Origin of the sequence: Cellulomonas sp. SLBN-39 (assembly GCF_006715865.1) — a bacterium.
Lineage (GTDB): Bacteria > Actinomycetota > Actinomycetes > Actinomycetales > Cellulomonadaceae > Cellulomonas.
The window spans coordinates 630,008-645,063 of the sequence record NZ_VFOA01000001.1; the positions used below are offsets into that span (position 1 = coordinate 630,008).

17 protein-coding genes are annotated in these 15,056 nt (G+C 76.0%); 12 read left to right on the plus strand and 5 right to left on the minus strand.

Features of this window, described 5'->3' with window-relative positions:
* The first annotated feature begins 3 nt into the window (after positions 1-3).
* Positions 4-708 (plus strand): RNA polymerase sigma factor, encoded by a 705-nt coding sequence (locus tag FBY24_RS02725; protein WP_370510964.1) that lies wholly within the window; start codon positions 4-6, stop codon positions 706-708.
* A gap of 1 nt (position 709) precedes the next feature.
* Entirely contained in the window at positions 710-1,480 is a 771-nt protein-coding gene (locus FBY24_RS02730) for an anti-sigma factor (RefSeq protein WP_142157853.1), read from the plus strand.
* Positions 1,481-1,499: 19 nt separating this feature from the next.
* Here FBY24_RS02730 and FBY24_RS02735 read toward each other — a convergent pair whose 3' ends face one another.
* Both FBY24_RS02735 and FBY24_RS02740 read right to left on the minus strand, forming a co-directional pair.
* Positions 1,500-2,207 carry an NAD(P)H-dependent oxidoreductase gene (locus FBY24_RS02735; RefSeq protein ID WP_142157855.1) on the minus strand — a complete coding sequence of 236 codons (708 nt, stop codon included), beginning with the start codon at positions 2,205-2,207 and terminating at the stop codon, positions 1,500-1,502.
* Positions 2,208-2,296: 89 nt separating this feature from the next.
* Positions 2,297-2,743, minus strand: a complete 447-nt coding sequence (locus FBY24_RS02740; RefSeq protein WP_160158407.1) for a MarR family winged helix-turn-helix transcriptional regulator — start codon at positions 2,741-2,743, stop codon at positions 2,297-2,299.
* Positions 2,744-2,925: 182 nt separating this feature from the next.
* On the opposite strand from FBY24_RS02740, the gene FBY24_RS02745 reads away from it, so the two are divergent.
* Both FBY24_RS02745 and FBY24_RS02750 read left to right on the plus strand, forming a co-directional pair.
* Positions 2,926-3,138 (plus strand): hypothetical protein, encoded by a 213-nt coding sequence (locus FBY24_RS02745; protein WP_140459727.1) that lies wholly within the window; start codon positions 2,926-2,928, stop codon positions 3,136-3,138.
* A gap of 77 nt (positions 3,139-3,215) precedes the next feature.
* Complete coding sequence (locus FBY24_RS02750; protein WP_142157859.1) at positions 3,216-3,599, plus strand: hypothetical protein; 384 nt, start codon at positions 3,216-3,218, stop codon at positions 3,597-3,599.
* Between the two features lie 5 nt (positions 3,600-3,604).
* On the opposite strand, the gene FBY24_RS02755 is transcribed toward FBY24_RS02750, so the two are convergent.
* Together FBY24_RS02755 and FBY24_RS02760 are read right to left on the minus strand one after the other, a co-directional pair.
* Positions 3,605-4,348, minus strand: a complete 744-nt coding sequence (locus FBY24_RS02755; RefSeq protein WP_160158408.1) for a sensor domain-containing protein — start codon at positions 4,346-4,348, stop codon at positions 3,605-3,607.
* Positions 4,349-4,551: 203 nt separating this feature from the next.
* On the minus strand, positions 4,552-8,133 hold the full coding sequence (locus tag FBY24_RS02760) for an immunoglobulin domain-containing protein (RefSeq protein WP_142157862.1): 3,582 nt from the start codon (positions 8,131-8,133) through the stop codon (positions 4,552-4,554).
* A 180-nt stretch (positions 8,134-8,313) separates the two neighbouring features.
* Here FBY24_RS02760 and FBY24_RS02765 point away from each other — a divergent pair, with 180 nt between their 5' ends.
* The 5 genes from FBY24_RS02765 (at position 8,314) to FBY24_RS02785 (ending at position 11,842) form a co-directional block, all read left to right on the plus strand.
* Positions 8,314-8,706: a hypothetical protein gene (locus FBY24_RS02765; RefSeq protein ID WP_142157864.1), complete on the plus strand. Its 393-nt coding sequence runs from the start codon at positions 8,314-8,316 to the stop codon at positions 8,704-8,706.
* Between the two features lie 37 nt (positions 8,707-8,743).
* On the plus strand, positions 8,744-9,259 hold the full coding sequence (locus FBY24_RS02770) for a phage tail protein (RefSeq protein ID WP_142157866.1): 516 nt from the start codon (positions 8,744-8,746) through the stop codon (positions 9,257-9,259).
* 9 nt (positions 9,260-9,268) lie between these two features.
* Positions 9,269-10,294 carry a phage tail protein gene (locus FBY24_RS19335; RefSeq protein ID WP_255432184.1) on the plus strand — a complete coding sequence of 342 codons (1,026 nt, stop codon included), beginning with the start codon at positions 9,269-9,271 and terminating at the stop codon, positions 10,292-10,294.
* A gap of 62 nt (positions 10,295-10,356) precedes the next feature.
* Positions 10,357-10,695 carry a hypothetical protein gene (locus FBY24_RS02780; RefSeq protein ID WP_142157868.1) on the plus strand — a complete coding sequence of 113 codons (339 nt, stop codon included), beginning with the start codon at positions 10,357-10,359 and terminating at the stop codon, positions 10,693-10,695.
* Positions 10,696-10,816: 121 nt separating this feature from the next.
* A complete protein-coding gene (locus FBY24_RS02785) occupies positions 10,817-11,842 on the plus strand; it encodes an arabinan endo-1,5-alpha-L-arabinosidase (RefSeq protein ID WP_142157870.1) in 1,026 nt (341 codons plus the stop codon).
* Between the two features lie 60 nt (positions 11,843-11,902).
* Here the strand turns inward: FBY24_RS02785 and FBY24_RS02790 are convergent, their stop codons facing one another.
* Positions 11,903-12,244 (minus strand): DUF2200 domain-containing protein, encoded by a 342-nt coding sequence (locus FBY24_RS02790; RefSeq protein ID WP_142157872.1) that lies wholly within the window; start codon positions 12,242-12,244, stop codon positions 11,903-11,905.
* 93 nt (positions 12,245-12,337) lie between these two features.
* Between FBY24_RS02790 and FBY24_RS02795 the strand changes: the two genes are divergently transcribed.
* From FBY24_RS02795 to FBY24_RS02805, 3 genes are all read left to right on the plus strand, one after another.
* Positions 12,338-12,718, plus strand: a complete 381-nt coding sequence (locus FBY24_RS02795; protein WP_142157874.1) for a hypothetical protein — start codon at positions 12,338-12,340, stop codon at positions 12,716-12,718.
* Between the two features lie 102 nt (positions 12,719-12,820).
* Positions 12,821-14,194: a CotH kinase family protein gene (locus FBY24_RS02800; RefSeq protein ID WP_142157876.1), complete on the plus strand. Its 1,374-nt coding sequence runs from the start codon at positions 12,821-12,823 to the stop codon at positions 14,192-14,194.
* Between the two features lie 66 nt (positions 14,195-14,260).
* Positions 14,261-15,052: an alpha/beta fold hydrolase gene (locus FBY24_RS02805; protein ID WP_370510965.1), complete on the plus strand. Its 792-nt coding sequence runs from the start codon at positions 14,261-14,263 to the stop codon at positions 15,050-15,052.
* The last annotated feature ends 4 nt before the right edge of the window (positions 15,053-15,056 follow it).

Sequence of the window (15,056 nt, forward strand, 5' to 3'; positions counted from 1 at the left end):
ACCGTGCTGCAGGCCCTGCCCACGGTGGACCGGGCGACGGGTGAGGAGTGGTTCGTGACGGTGGCAGGTCCGCCCGCCGGGCTGCCGGGAGTGCCCGGCCCGCCCCCGGACGCCCCGCGCCCCGGCGCCACGGGCACCTCGACAGGTACCGCCACCGCCGACGGCGAGGGAGTCACCGAGCTGGGCCTGGCATTCGCCGCCGGGGACGAGGACGCGGTCCGGGAGGCGTACCGGCGCTGGGCGACCCTCGTCCACACGGTCGCGCTGCGCTCGCTGGGCACGGTCGCGGAGGCGGAGGACGTCACCCAGCACGTGTTCGTCGAGGCGTGGCGGGGCAGGCACCGGTTCGACCCGCACCGCTCGCGACTGCCGGCGTGGCTGCTCGGCATCACGCGCAACGCGGTGGCCGACGCCCACGAGCGACGGGCCCGTGACGGGCGGCTGCGGGTGGCGACCGCGGCGGCCGAGCCGGAGCGGCTCGCCCCCGGGGTCGACACGAAGGTGGTGGACCGTGTGGTCGTGCGGGACGCCCTCGACCGGCTCGGGGACCCGCAGCGTACGATCCTGCGGCTCGCGTTCTACGACGACCTGACGCACGACCAGATCGCACGACGGATGGACCTGCCGATAGGCACCGTGAAGAGCCACGTCCGGCGGAGCCTGGCGCGACTGAGGACCGGATGGGAGGTGGAGGGTGTCGTCGAGTGACATGCACATGCACGTGGACGACGAGGTGATCGCCCTCGTCGCCCTCGGGGAGGACGTCGCGTCGGACGCCGACCTGGCGCACCTGGCCTCGTGCCCGCGCTGCGCGCAGGAGGTCTCCGCCCTGCGCGGGGTCGTCGACCTGGCGCGCGAGGAGCGCGACGCACCCGCGCTCGTGGCCCCCGCGCCGCAGGTGTGGGACCGCGTCGCCGCCGAGCTCGGGCTCGCACCGACGGGCACCGGCCCGGCTGCCGCACCGGCCACGGCCGACCCGCCCGCGACGACCGGCGCCGCCGACCCCGCACCCCCCGCCCTGGCACCCGTGGTGCCCCTGCGGCGCCGGCGCACGTGGGCGTGGGTCGCCGGCGCCGCGGCCGCAGGGCTCGTCGTCGGCGGGACCGGCGCCTGGTGGGCCGCACGGCCGACGGACCCGGCCCAGGAGGTCGTCGCCCGGGCCACGCTCGACGCGCTGCCCGGCTGGGACGCGTCCGGCACGGCCGTCGTCGAGACGTCCGCGGACGGCTCGCGCGTCCTCGTCGTCGACCTGGACGACGCGACCCCGGACGAGGACGGCTACCGCGAGGTGTGGCTGCTGCGCCCGGACCTGAGCGGCCTGGTCAGCCTGGGGCCGCTCAGCGGCGCCTCGGCCCGGGTGCCGCTGCCGGCCGACCTCGACCTCGACGACTTCTCGGTCGTCGACGTCTCGCTCGAACCCCTCGACGGGGACCCCGCCCACTCGGGCGACTCGATCGTGCGGGGCCCGCTCGGCGCCTGACACCCCCGGCCGGCCGCACTCAGACCGCGGCCGGCCGGGGGCTCCCGTCGTGCTCGACGCGCGGGGCCCGGGGCCGCCGGGCGTCCTGCGCGCCGAGCCGGGCGGCCGTGCGCAGCCACGCCTCGCGCGTCGCCGCGTCCTGGTGGCGGACCTCGGCGAACCGGGTCACGCCCGTGACGCGGACGCCGCAGTACGCGAGGACGGCGTGGCGCAGGGAGGTCTCGGCGGCGTTGCGGTAGCGCAGGCGGTTCCACCAGCGCGGGGAGTCCATGGTCATGACGATCCGCGCGGTGCGCCCGCGCAGCAGCCGCTCCCACCGACGCCCGGGCCCGTACCGGAACGCCGAGCCGGACAGGAACGTGCGGTCGACCCACGCCTTGAGCACCGCCGGGTAGGTGCCCCACCACTGCGGGAAGAGCAGCACGACGTGGTCGGCCCACCGCAGGTCGGCGACGTACCGGACGACGTCGGCCCCCAGGTGGGCGGTGCTGCCGTCGCGGGCCGCGCGCAGCTCGTCGATCGACGCCGGGTGGGCGGGGACGGGGTCGACGGCGAGGTCGACGACCCGGACCTGCGCGTCGGACGCGCCCTCGACGTAGGCGGCGGCGAGCGCGTGCACGAGGCTGCCGGCCAGCGGGTGGCCGACGACGACGAGGACACGCAGCGGCTCGCCGTCGACGTCCGCGGGACGGGTGCGGGGGTGGGTGCGGGGACGGGTTCCGGGCATGGCGGAGCTCCTCGGGGTGCGGAGGGACGCTGCGCGGCGGTCGCCGAGCAGGAGGACGGGCGAGGCGGGAGCGCGCGGCGCGCCCCCGTTCAGCGCGGCGGCGGGCCGCCGAGCTTCTCCTGGACGCGGACGACGGCGGTGCGCAGCCCGGCGTGCAGGGCGTCGAGGTCGAGCGGGGGGTGGCCGCCGGTGAACGTGGCGGCGAAGTCGGCGTCGAGGCGCCCGCCGGCCTCGTCGACGACGCGCACCCCCGCGGGGGTCAGCCCGACGACGACGCGGCGTCCGTGGGCCGGGTCGGCGGACCGTTCGACCCACCCGCGCGCCTCCAGCGACGGCAGGTGCTTGCTGACGGCGGCCTTGGTGAGCATGAGGCAGCGGGCGAGCTCGGTGATGTCGGGCCGGTCGAGCTCGGCGAGCGTGGCGAGGTAGCGGTAGTCGCCGAAGGTGATGGCGTGCTCGGCGCGCAGCACGTCGTCGGCGTAGGCGTCGAGCAGGGCGACGAGCTCGTGCAGGGTCACGGTGATGCGATCGGCCACGCGAAGAGTCAACCGGTTGACACTCTAGAAGTCAACCGGTTGACCAAACGAGGATCGCCCGGTCGGCCCGCGACCGCCGCCCGGAGCACACCGCCCCCGTCCGTGACCCCGCCCTGACCCGTCCTTCATCCTTTCGGGGCACCAGGGCCGGGTCCCCGCCCGGGCGGGGTTAGCGTTCCGCCATGAACCCCCACGACCCGGCCAACGGCGTCCGCGCGTACCTGGACCAGCTCGACGGCAGCGTCGTGCGCGTGCGCACCGTCTCCGGCGGGGTCTACGAGGGCACGCTGCAGTGCCTCATGTCGGGCAACGTCGTGTTCGTCGGGCAGCCCGGCGCCGCCCCGTGCATCCGCATCGACGTCGTCGAGTCCGTCCAGCTCCTCCAGCGCCGCTGACCGCACCCCCGCCCCGGGGCGAGGGGCCGCGCCCGAAACCGCTGGGCACCGCGGCAGGCGTGCGGCAGCATCGACGGATGACGTCCGAGGACTGGGTCGAGCACCGCCGCGCCGGCGACCGCGAGCTGCTGGGCTGGGTGCGACCGCACGGCGACGACGTCGTCGCCGTCGACCGCCTCGGCCGTGACGCGTCCGCGCCCGGGGACTGGCTCGCCGCCGAGGAGGCGCTCGAGGACCGCGGCCTGGGCTGGCTGGCCGACCTGTGGGAGCTCGAGCTCGACGACGGCACCGTCGCCCGCGTCCGGCTCGTCGAGGTCGACCCGACGCGCATCGTCGTCAAGGCCGACGACCTCGGCTCCGTGGACGTCCCGCTGACCACCTGGACCCTGCCGTTCCCGGCGCCGCCCGCGCTGCGACCCTTCGCGGGCGACGCCGGACGGCTCGACGGCCTGCCCGGCTGAGCGCCTCAGCAGCCGTCCTCGCTGTACCGGCACAGCCGCAGCCACGCCTGCTGCGCCAGGTTGGTCACGACCCGCCGCGCCTCGCCCACGGGCGTGCGGTGCCCCGTCGTGGCCACGACCGTCACGGCCGTGCCCCGCCGGCTGAGCACGGTGTACGTGCCGAGGGCCTCGTCACCGGGCTCCGCCGCGGTCACGAACCCGTGACCCTGCGCCCCCACGGCCACGTCCTCCAGCGCCGACTCCGCCGGGGCGTCGGCGCTCCCCGCGCAGTCCTCGAGCGCGGCGACGATCTCGGCGACCACGTCGACCGCCGTCTGCGCGTCGGGCAGCACGACGACCTGCTGCACACCCTGCTCGGTGCCGTCGTCGCCGTCGCCGTAGACCTGCGCACCCGTCGCGGTGAGCGAGTCCGGCAGCGCCAGCGCCCCGCACGCCGGGGGCAGCTGCCAGGTGGTCGCCTCCAGCGGGGCGACGCCGGCCGCCACGCCGGTGAAGATGCCGTCGGGCAGCAGCACGTCCGCCGTGAGGTCCGTCGGCACGCCCGGCTCGACCAGGCCCGTGCCGGCCGCCGACGCCGACGCCGTGGGTACGACCACCTCGACCGCACCGGTGCCGCCGCCTGTGCACCCGGCGAGCAGCACCAGGGGCACCACCAGCGCCGCCCCGACGGGCGTCGCGCGCCGTCGCGCAGCGGGGAAGGACATCGTCGGCGCGGACGCCGGACGGACGGGACGGGACGTGCGGACCATGGGGTCTCCTCCGGGGTCGGGACGCGGCATCACGGCCGACCGCCGTCGTGCACCTCGCACGCCGCGGACCCCCCTCGGACACCGCACCTGGTCCGTATTGTCCCGCTTCGTGCGGGTGCGCCGCACCGCCCGACCGCGGGACAGGCCCGCCCGACGCGCGCCCGCCGCCCCTCACCAGGCACGGCGCGAGCCGCGCGACGGCGTCAGGCCGTGCGGCGGCCCGCCCGCGCGACCCGCACGGCGGCCGCCCCGCCCAGGGTGAGTAGCGCCCCCAGCGCGAGGACGGCGAGCACGTCGGCCCCGGTGTCCGGCAGCCGGCCGGGTCCGGCGGAGGAGCCACCTGGCAGGCCCCCGCCGGTCCCGTCCCCACCCGGCGCGGCCGGGTCGGGGTCCGTCGGGCTGGGCTCGGTCGGGTCGGGATCCGTGGGCGCCGCGGCGACGTCGACGGCCGACGTCAGGGTCACCAACCCGCCGGCCGTCGTCACCTGCAGGCGCACGACGAGCCCGTCGTCCGCCGCCGTCGGGGTGAACGTGGCGGCGTGCACCGTCCGCACGGGCACGGCCGCGGCGGCCACGCCCAGCACGTCGGCACCGGGGGTGGCGGTCAGGGTCCAGCCGAGCGGCGTGGGTCCCCAGGTCGTGCCGTCGTCGCGCGAGACCGACCAGGCCACGGTCGCGTCGGCGGCGAGGACCTCCCACGCGAGCGTGACGGGCAACCCCGCGCGGGCGGCGACCACGGGCGGCGCGGGGTCCACGACCTGCGGCGGCTCGGCGACCCGCACGATCGCCGTGCCGGAGGTGACGGAGACCGGCCCGCCGACGAGCGTGGCCGTGGCGGTGGCCCGCACGAGGAGCCCGTCGTCCTCGGCCGTCGGGGTCAGGGTGAGCCTAGGACCGGAGCCGGCCGCGTCCCACGTGACGCCGTCAGCCGAGGTCTGCCATGTGACGCCCAGCACGTCACCGTCCCGCCCCCGGCCTGTCACGTCGACGCCCAACAAGACGTCGCGACCTGGGGCCGTGCCGATCTCCCCCGGTGCGGCGCCTGGCGGAGCGTGGATGTCGCGGGGTGTCGACACCGTCGGCGGCACGAGCACCGTGAGCGTCGCCGGCGCGCTGGTCGCGGTGCCGTGCACGTTGGCCGCCACGGCCCGGTAGCGCACGCCGTGCAGCTGGTCGGCACCGGTCACGGTCAGGCTCGTCCCGGTCGCCCCGACCACGTCGGCCCAGGCGCCGTCCGCGTCGTGCTGCCAGCGCAGCGCGGGCGTCGGCGTCCCGGTGACGGTCACGGTGAAGGTCGCGTCGTCCCCGGCGTCGACGGTCGCGCCCTGCGGGTCCACGGTGACCGCGGGGACCTCGTCGAGGGTGACGACGGCGGCCGCGGTGGCGACCTCCCCGGTCGCGCCGGTGTGGACCGCCCGCACCCGCAGGCCGTCGTCGCCCGGGCCCAGCGTGCGCGTGTAGGTCGCCGAGGTCGCGCCGGCGACGGGCGTCCACGCGGTGCCGTCCGGCGACGTCTCCCAGCGGACCGTCGGCGCGGGGTTCCCCGCCGACGACGTCGTGAAGGTCACGTCGTCGCCGGCCAGCCCGCGGACGTCGTCGGGGTCGGTGACGGACGACGGCCCGTGGTGCACCGTGAGCGTCGCCGGGGCGCTCGTCGCGGCACCCACGGCGTTGGTGGCGACGACCCGCACCTGCGTCCCGTCGTCGCCGGGCGCGACCCCGGCCAGGGCGAGGCTCGTGCCCGTCTCGCCCGTGCTGACCCACGGGGACGTCGGCGTCGCCCGGCGCTGCCAGTCGAGCGTCGGCGCGGGCGCGCCGGTGACCGTCACGGTGAAGGTCGCGTCGTCCCCGGCGTCGACGGTCGCGCCCTGCGGGTCCACGGTGACCGCGGGGACCTCGTCGAGGGTGACGACGGCGGCCGCGGTGGCGACCTCCCCGGTCGCGCCGGTGTGGACCGCCCGCACCCGCAGGCCGTCGTCGCCCGGGCCCAGCGTGCGCGTGTAGGTCGCCGAGGTCGCGCCGTCCACCGGCGTCCACGTCGTACCGTCCGGCGAGCTCTCCCAGCGGACCGTCGGCGCGGGGTTCCCCACCGCGGAGGTCGTGAACGTGACCTCGTCGCCCGCGAGGCCGCGGACGTCGTCGGGGTCGGTGACGGACGACGGCCCGTGGTGCACCGTCAGGGTCGCCGGCGCGCTCGTCGCGGAGCCGACGGCGTTGGTCGCGACGACCCGGACCTGCACCCCGTCGTCGCCCGGGCTCACGCCCGCCAGCGTGAGGCCCGCCCCCGTCTCGCCCGTGCTGACCCACGGGGACGTCGGCGTCGCCCGGCGCTGCCAGTCGAGCGTCGGCGCGGGCGCGCCGGTGACCGTCACGGTGAAGGTCGCGTCGTCCCCGGCGTCGACGGTCACGCTCTGCGGGGCGACGGTGACCGCCGGCGGCGTCTGCAGCTGCACGGACGCGCCGGCCGCGGCACCGTCGACCGCGCCGGTCAGCGTGACGTCCGAGGCCGGCATCGTGAACGTGGCGGCCGCGGACCCGGTCGCGTCGAGCGTCGCGTCGGCCACGGTGGTCGCGGCGCCACCCCACGCGACGGGTGCGTCGACGAAGGTGCCGAGGAGGGCCGCGGTCGGTGCCGCGCCGTCGGTCAGCGCGAGGCCGACCGTCACGTCGACGCCGGCGCCCGCGACCGCGGTCGACGGGTCGGCCGCGGCGACGAGGGTCGCGGCGGGCAGGATCGTGGCGCCTCCGGCGGCGTCGCAGCCTGTGCCCACGGCCGGTTCGGTGCAGCCCCACCAGGTGCGCAGCGCGGACGCGGCGCCGTGCAGGCCGTCGCGGACGCCGTTGGTGAGGTTGCCCGCGACGCGCGAGTCGGCGACCGTGCCGGCCGCCAGCCACAGCGCGGCGGCCGAGCCCGCGGGCCCGGTGACGACGTTGTCCAGCACGGCGGTGCCGGTGATCGTGGCCGTGCCGGCAGCCACGCGCAGCGCGGCACCCTGCGCCGGGGAGCCGGACGTCGACGTCACGGTGTTGCCGACGAACCGGGAGCCGTCGACGGTGACGGTCGGCGTCCCCCACGACACGTCGACCGCCCCGCCGACGACCCCCGACCCGCCGGTGGCCGTGCTGCCCTGCACCACCGAGTCGCGGACGGTGACGGTGTCCGCGCCGCCGTCGACGCCGGTGAACGCGATCGCCGCGCCCCCCGCGCCGTGGGAGGTGTTGCCGGTGAACGTGCAGCGCTCCACGAGGAGCACGCCGCCCGTCATCGAGACGGCACCGCCCGCGTCCGTGGGCCCGCCGGTGGTGCCGTTGCCCTCCAGCACGCAGTCGCGCAGCGTGAGCGAGTCGGGGCTGCCGGCGTCGCCGCTGCCGGCGATGACGGCGCCGCCGCCGAGCTCGTCGGGCCCCGCGGCGCCGCCGGTGAGGGTGAGCCCCTCGACCGTGACGTCGAGGCCTCCGGTGAGCGTCGGGTCGAGGTCGAGGACGCGCGACGCACCGCCCGCGTCGACGACCGCCCCGACACCCTGCACGGTCAGGTCGAGGGGGGCCTGCGGGTCGACGGTCAGCGCCCCGGCGGTCAGCAGGTGCGTCCCGGCCGGGACGCGCACGAGCACGGGGCCGGGTGCGAGGCCCTCCGCCTGGCACAGGGCCTCGCGCAGCGAGGTGCCCCCGGCGCCGTCGTCGCACCCCGCCAGCGGGGCGTCGGTCGTGACGGTGACGTCGACGACCACGGGGTCGGCCGCGCGGGCGGGACCCACGAGCGGCGCGGCCACCATTCCCGACATGAATCCGACAAATGCGGCGACAAGTGCGGCGGAATGCCGCAGAACGGACTGCGGGACCGGTGGCACGAACGACACAGTAGGAGTTTCACCCGCTCGCGAGGACATTTGTCCCGGGTGAATCCTCGTAGGCTCGCCCCGCTCACGAGCCCTTTTCCGACCTGCCACGAGAGGCGGTTCCCGGTGCCCCACCGCACGAGCGTCGTCGCACCCCGCACGGTCTCGCGACGCACGGTGCTGACCGCCGGCGCCGGTGCTGCGGGTGCCGTCGCGCTGGCCGCCGCCGTCGGGGTGCCGGTGCTCGTGCGCCGGTCGCTGCCGCTGACCGTCGCCGCGCTCGCCCCGCTGGTCGGGACGGCGTTCGTCGAGGACGGGACGGGGCGGCGCCTCGAGCTCGCGGCGGTCGACGCCGCCGACGACGCCCGGTTCACGCTGCGGTTCGCCGTCGACGGCACCGACGACCTGCCGTCGGCGACCCGCACCCTGCACCACGCCGACGGCGAGCTGCTGGTCCACCTGGGACCGGTCGGCCCCGAGGGACGCACGCTCGAGGCCGTCGTGGACCGGTCCGCGTGACCGCCCGACGCGCCCGCACCTGCCACGGAGGTCCCGCATGACGCCGTACCTCGGCGAGATCCGCATGTTCGCCGGCGTGTTCGTCCCGGCGGGCTGGGCGCCGTGCGACGGGCGCCTGCTGGCGATCAGCGAGCACGACGCGCTGTACACGCTCCTCGGCACCACGTTCGGCGGGGACGGGCTGGAGTCCTTCGCCCTGCCCGACCTGCGCGGGCGCACGCCCGTCGGCACCGGCACGTCCACCAGCAGCGGCCAGACGTACGTGCTGGGCCAGACCGGCGGGCAGGAGGAGGTCACGCTGACGGTCCAGCAGATGCCCTCCCACCGGCACACGGCGCTCGGGTCCGTCGCGGCCGCGACCAGCGGCGACCCCGCGGGAGGCACGTGGGCCGCGGCCGACGGGACCGCGTTCGGCGACGGGTCGGGCGACGCGTCGATGGCGCCCGGCGCGCTCGCGCAGGCGGGTGGCTCCCAGCCCCACGAGAACCGCTCCCCGGTGCTCGCGGTGCAGATGATGATCTCGTTGTCCGGGGTCTTCCCGGCCCCGGCCTGAGGAGTCCCGTTGGAACCGCTGCTCGCCGAGATCCGTCTCTTCCCGCTGTCGTACGTGCCCGAGGGCTGGCTGGCCTGCCAGGGGCAGATCCTGTCGATCCAGCAGAACCAGGCGCTGTTCGCGCTGCTCGGGACCACCTACGGGGGCAACGGGCAGACGGTCTTCGCCCTGCCCGACCTGCGCGGCCGCGTCCCGCTGCACGCGGGTGCGGGCCGCACGACGGGCACGCAGGGCGGCACGGAGTCGGTGCAGCTCTCGAGCGGGCAGCTGCCGGCGCACTCGCACGCACCCCGCGCGGCCGCCCCGGCGACGGCCGCCGCCCCGGGCGGCGCCCTCTGGGCCGCGACCACGCAGCCGCACTACGGCCCCTCCGCGCAGGTCGCTCTCGCACCGGACGCCGTCGCCGCGGTCGGCGGCGGGCAGGCCCACGACAACATGCCGCCGTACCTGACGATGACGTACGCGATCGCCACGCAGGGCGTCTTCCCCTCCCACGAGGGTGGTGCGGGCGGCGAGCCGTTCGTCGGGGAGATCCGCATGTTCGCGGGGACGTTCACCCCGGGCGGCTGGGCCTTCTGCGACGGCCAGCTCGTGCCGCTGTCGCAGAACACCGCCCTGTTCTCGCTGCTCGGCACGAGCTTCGGCGGCAACGGCAGCTCGACGTTCGCGCTCCCCGACCTGCGGGGCGCCAGCCCCGTGGGCGTCGGGCAGGGCGCGGGTCTGTCGTCGTTCGCGGTCGGCGACCGGGCTGGCGCCGAGACCGTCACGCTCACGGCCGACCAGATGCCCGCGCACACCCACACGCCGCAGGCGACGGCCTCCGCCGGGACGACCGGCAACCCCTCGGGGGCACGGTGGGCGGTCTCGCGGCGCGGGCGCGCGACCGAGCGCCTCTACGGCACGGGCCAGGCGTCGACGATGTCCGGCGCCGCGGTGGCGCCCGCGGGCGACGGCGCCCCGCACCCCAACATGCCCCCGTACACGACGGTGAGCTTCATCATCGCCCTGCAGGGCACCTACCCCCAGCGGCCCTGACGCCGGGTGGCACCCGCGCGGTGCCGCACGGCAGGCTGGGACCTCGCGCACCAGGAGGTCCTGTGAGCACCACCGTACGGACGGCCCTCGTCGGCGCCGTCGCCCTGGCCCTGCTGACGGCGTGCGGGGCCGACGTCGACCTCGGCGGGCCCGACGTGACCGGCACGGTCGAGCGCGCCGGGGCGGTCGGCACGCTCGTGGACGCGTCGGACGACTACTACGAGGGCATGGACCTGCTGCTCGACGAGGCGGAGCTCGTCGACGAGGACGGCGCGGAGCTGGCGCCGCAGGACGTCCTCGACGGCGCGCAGGTCGAGGTGTGGACGTCCGACGCCTGCGCCGAGTCCTTCCCGGTGCAGTGCGGGATCGAGCGCGTGCGCGTCGTCGGCACGTCGGGCTGAGCGTCACGCGGGCCGGATGAGGGTCTGGTGATGAAGCGATTTACATCGTTGACAAGGCCTCTGACGTGCCGTTACGCATGAGCCAGCGCCCACGGCGGGCGCCCGGCTGAAGGGACCACCCATGCAGGCCCACCCCACCTTCGCACCCCGGCCACGCCCTCGCGGGCTGCGCGCCACGGTCGTCGCCGTCGCGCTCGCCGCCCTGGCTGTGACCGGCGCCGGCACGGCACCCGCGGTCGCCGCGACGTACCCCGGCCCCGGTGCCGTCACCGGCAGCGTCAGCCCGGTGCACGACCCGACGATGGTCAAGCGGCCCGACGGCACGTACGTCGTGATCTCCACGGGGCAGAACCTCGACGTCCGCACGTCGACCGACCGCACGCGCTTCACGCACGTGGGCAAGGTGTTCCCGACCGGCGCGTCCTGGACGCTGCCGTACACCGACCCGTCGGACCCCACGGCGCTGTGGGCGCCCGACCTGTCGTACCGCAACGGCCAGTACTACCTGTACTACTCGGCGTCGTCGTTCGGCTCCAACCGGTCGGCGATCTTCCTCGCCACCAGCCCCACGGCGATGCCCGGCACGTGGACGCACCGCGGCAGGATCATCGAGACGTCGACGTCCAGCACGTACAACGCGATCGACCCGAGCCTGACGGTCGACGCGTCCGGCGCCTGGTGGCTGTCGTTCGGCTCGTTCTGGACCGGCATCAAGATGATCCGGCTCAACTCCGAGACGGGGCTGCGCTCCACCACCCAGACGACCGTGCACTCCCTCGCGAGCCGGCCCACCGCGGGCGGGTCGATCGAGGCGCCCACGGTCTTCCGCCACGGCGGCTACTACTACCTGTTCGTCTCGTTCGACCTGTGCTGCCGCGGCGCCGACAGCACGTACCGCACGATGGTCGGCCGGTCGACGTCCATCACCGGCCCGTACCGCGACCGCGCGGGCACCTTGATGACCGCAGGCGGCGGCACGGAGATCCTGGCGAGCCACGGCAGCGTCTACGGCCCCGGGCACCCGGGGGTCGTCACCGACGCGGACGCCGACGTCCTGACGTACCACTACTACACGTCGACGGGCACGCCGCGGCTCGGCCTGAACCTGCTGGGCTGGGACTCCAGCGCCTGGCCGTACGTGTACTGACCGGTGCGGCCGGCCCGTCCGCGGACGGGCCGGCCGCCCGCGGGTCGCGGGCGACCCGCCTCAGCCGCGCAGCACCTTGACCATCGGGCGGCCCTTGGCCAGCTCGTCGACGAGCTTGTCGAGGTACCGGATCTTCTGCATCAGGGAGTCCTCGACGTCCTCGACCCGCACCCCGCAGACCACCCCGGTGATCCGGTCGACCGCCGGGTTGAGCCGCGCGGCCGCGAAGAAGTCCGCGAACGTCGTCCCCGCCGCCAGGTGCCCCGCCAGCTCGGCGTCGTCGAAGCCCGTCAGCCAGCGCAGGACCTCGTCGACCTCGGCCCGCGTGCGCCCCTTGCGCTCCGCCTTGGTCACGTACAGCGGGTACACCGAGCTGACCGGCGTCCCGAAGATCCTGTGCACCCTGCCGAGGGTAGCCACGGCCACCGACGCAAGACGACGGCTCCCCGGCACACAGTCGGGGAAGAGGGCACGACGTGCCCAGGAGGAGGCACCGTGGCACGGACCGGCACGACGCGCAGCCCGGGCGTGATCGCGCTCGTCGCACTCGCCCTCCTGGCCGGCTGCGCCTCCTCCCCCGGCGCGGCCGCGGAGGTACCCGCCTTGCGGGGCGGCGCGCCCGACCTGACCGGCACGGTCGACCGGACGACCGACCCCGACGACGCCCTGCTCGCCGACGCCTCCGACGACGGCCACGACGGCATGTCCCTGCACCTCGACGACACGGCGCTGGTCGACGCCGACGGGCACCCCGTGGACCCCGCGGCCGTGCCCGACGGGGCCGCCGTCGAGGTGTGGGTCGACGAGTGCGCCGAGTCTCTCCCGCCGCTGTGCACCGTCGACGTGGTCCGCGTGACGTCCGCCCTGGCCCCCTGACCGGCCCGCGTTCGCACGCACAGGTCCGGCACAGCCGGCACCGGGCCGGCGTCCGGGTGGTGCGCGCACGATGGTGCGCCCCTCGACGCCCCGGAGCCCGCCGTGCCATCTCGCACCCCCCGCGCGACCACCGCGCTCGTCCTTGCCGTCGCCCTGACCCTCGCGGGGTGCGCACCCTCCGACGGGTCGTCGGCGACCCAGGCCACGACCGACGGGTTCTTCGACACCTCGCGCGTCCACGAGATCGACCTCGTCCTCACCGACGACGCGCTGGACGAGGCCCTCGACGGGTACCTCACGGACGGCGAGAAGGTCTGGGTGCACGGTGACGTGACCATCGACGGGACGACGTTCGAGGACGTCGGCCTGCGCCTCAAGGGCAACTCGACGCTGCGCGAGGTCACGGCGGACACCCCGGCGCAGGACCTGCCGTGGCTCGTCCGCCTCGACAAGTGGGTCGAGGGCCAGGAGCTCGACGGCGTCACGCGCCTGGCGGTGCGGTCCAGCACCACGCAGACCTCGATCAACGAGCTCGTCGCGATGACGCTGCTCGCCGAGGCCGACCTGGAGACGTCCCGCGTCACCGCGACGCGCGTGAGCGCGAACGGCGGCGACGCGTCGCTGCACGCCGTCGTCGAGGTCATGGACGAGCAGTGGGCCGAGGCCACGTTCGACGGCGAGACCATCCTCTACAAGTCCGACGCGGACGGGGACTGGTCGAACCGCGGCACCGACCCGGCCGCCTACACCGAGGCGTTCGACGTCGAGGCCGGCGAGGAGGACTGGCAGCCCGTCGCCGACCTCATGGTCTTCCTCGACGAGGCCACCGACGCCGAGCTCGAGGCCGAGCTGGACGAGCACGTCGACGTCGACCAGCTCGCCCGGTACCTGGCGCTGGAGGACCTCATGGACAACTTCGACGACATCGACGGCCCCGGCAACAACTCCTACCTGGCCTACGACGTCGGGACAGGGGTGTTCACGGTGGTCGCGTGGGACCACAACCTGACGTTCGGGGTGCAGAACGGCGGGCCGGGCGGCGGGGGCGGCGGGGCGCCGGAGGGGATGCAGCCTCCGACCGACGGCGAACGCCCCGAGGGGTTCCCCACCGACATGCCCACGGACCTGCCCGAGGGCTTCCCCACCGACATGCCGACCGACCTGCCCGACGGTGCCGGACGCCCGGGTGACCGGGGCGCGGGCGGCGACGCCGCAGGCGGCGGCCCGGGGGGCGGGTTCGGCGGGGCGTCGAACCCCCTCGCCGAGCGGTTCCACTCCATCGAGACGTTCGAGGCGCTGTACGACGAGGCCACCGAGGACCTGCGCGCCGACCTGTTCACGTCGGGCACGCTCGAGGACGTCGTCGACGCCTGGACCACGACCCTGGGCGAGGGCGCCGCCGACCTGGTCGACGCCGACACCCTCGCCGACGAGGCCGCGCAGGTCGCCGCGTACGCCGACGGCGCGGACGGCTGAGCGGCGTCCCGGCGCGTCGTCGGTGGCTGCGCGCGCACGTCGAGTCGGTAGCCTCCTCGGGTGGGCGTGGTGAGCAGGCACGACGTGCGGGTCTCGGGCGTGCCGGGGGCGCAGCCGCTGGTGCTCGCGCACGGGTTCGGGTGCGACCAGCACATGTGGCGGCTCGTCGCCCCGCACTTCGAGGACGCGTTCACCGTGGTGACGTTCGACCACGTCGGGGCGGGCGGCTCGGACGCCTCCGCGTACGACCCCGTGCGGCACGGCTCGCTGCAGGGCTACGCGGACGACGTCCTGGCGATCGTCCGCGAGCTCGACCTGCGCGACGTGGTGCTCGTGGGGCACTCCGTCTCGGCGATGGTCGCGGTGCTGGCGGCCGTGGCCGAGCCCGACCGGTTCGCCAAGCTCGTCCTCGTCGCCCCGTCGCCGCGGTACGTCGACGACGACGGGTACACCGGCGGGTTCACCGAGGCGGACATCGCCGAGCTGCTGGACTCCCTCGACAGCAACTACCTGGGCTGGTCGAGCACGATGGCGCCCGTGATCATGGGCAACCCCGACCGTCCCGAGCTGGGCGCGGAGCTCACGGCGAGCTTCTGCCGCGCCGACCCCGAGATCGCCCGCCGGTTCGCGCGCGTGACGTTCCTGTCCGACAACCGCGCCGACCTGGCCGCCGTCACGACGCCGACGCTGGTGCTGCAGTGCACGGACGACGTCATCGCCCCGGTGTCCGTCGGCGAGCACGTGCGCGACGCGATCCCGGGCGCGCAGATGGTGCTCCTGGACGCCACCGGGCACTGCCCGCACCTGAGCGCGCCCGAGGCCACGACGGCCGCGATCGCGGCGTTCCTGCGCGACTGAGCCC

Excerpts from the sequence above, each read along its gene's own strand:
- FBY24_RS02735 (WP_142157855.1), bottom strand. The coding sequence starts at position 2,207 with ATGCCCGGAACCCGTCCCCGCACCCACCCCCGCACCCGTCCCGCGGAC.
- FBY24_RS02785 (WP_142157870.1), top strand. The coding sequence starts at position 10,817 with ATGCAGGCCCACCCCACCTTCGCACCCCGGCCACGCCCTCGCGGGCTG.
- FBY24_RS02755 (WP_160158408.1), bottom strand. The coding sequence starts at position 4,348 with ATGGTCCGCACGTCCCGTCCCGTCCGTCCGGCGTCCGCGCCGACGATG.
- FBY24_RS02730 (WP_142157853.1), top strand. The coding sequence starts at position 710 with ATGCACATGCACGTGGACGACGAGGTGATCGCCCTCGTCGCCCTCGGG.
- FBY24_RS02745 (WP_140459727.1), top strand. The coding sequence starts at position 2,926 with ATGAACCCCCACGACCCGGCCAACGGCGTCCGCGCGTACCTGGACCAG.
- FBY24_RS02770 (WP_142157866.1), top strand. The coding sequence starts at position 8,744 with ATGACGCCGTACCTCGGCGAGATCCGCATGTTCGCCGGCGTGTTCGTC.
- FBY24_RS02750 (WP_142157859.1), top strand. The coding sequence starts at position 3,216 with ATGACGTCCGAGGACTGGGTCGAGCACCGCCGCGCCGGCGACCGCGAG.
- FBY24_RS02760 (WP_142157862.1), bottom strand. The coding sequence starts at position 8,133 with ATGTCGGGAATGGTGGCCGCGCCGCTCGTGGGTCCCGCCCGCGCGGCC.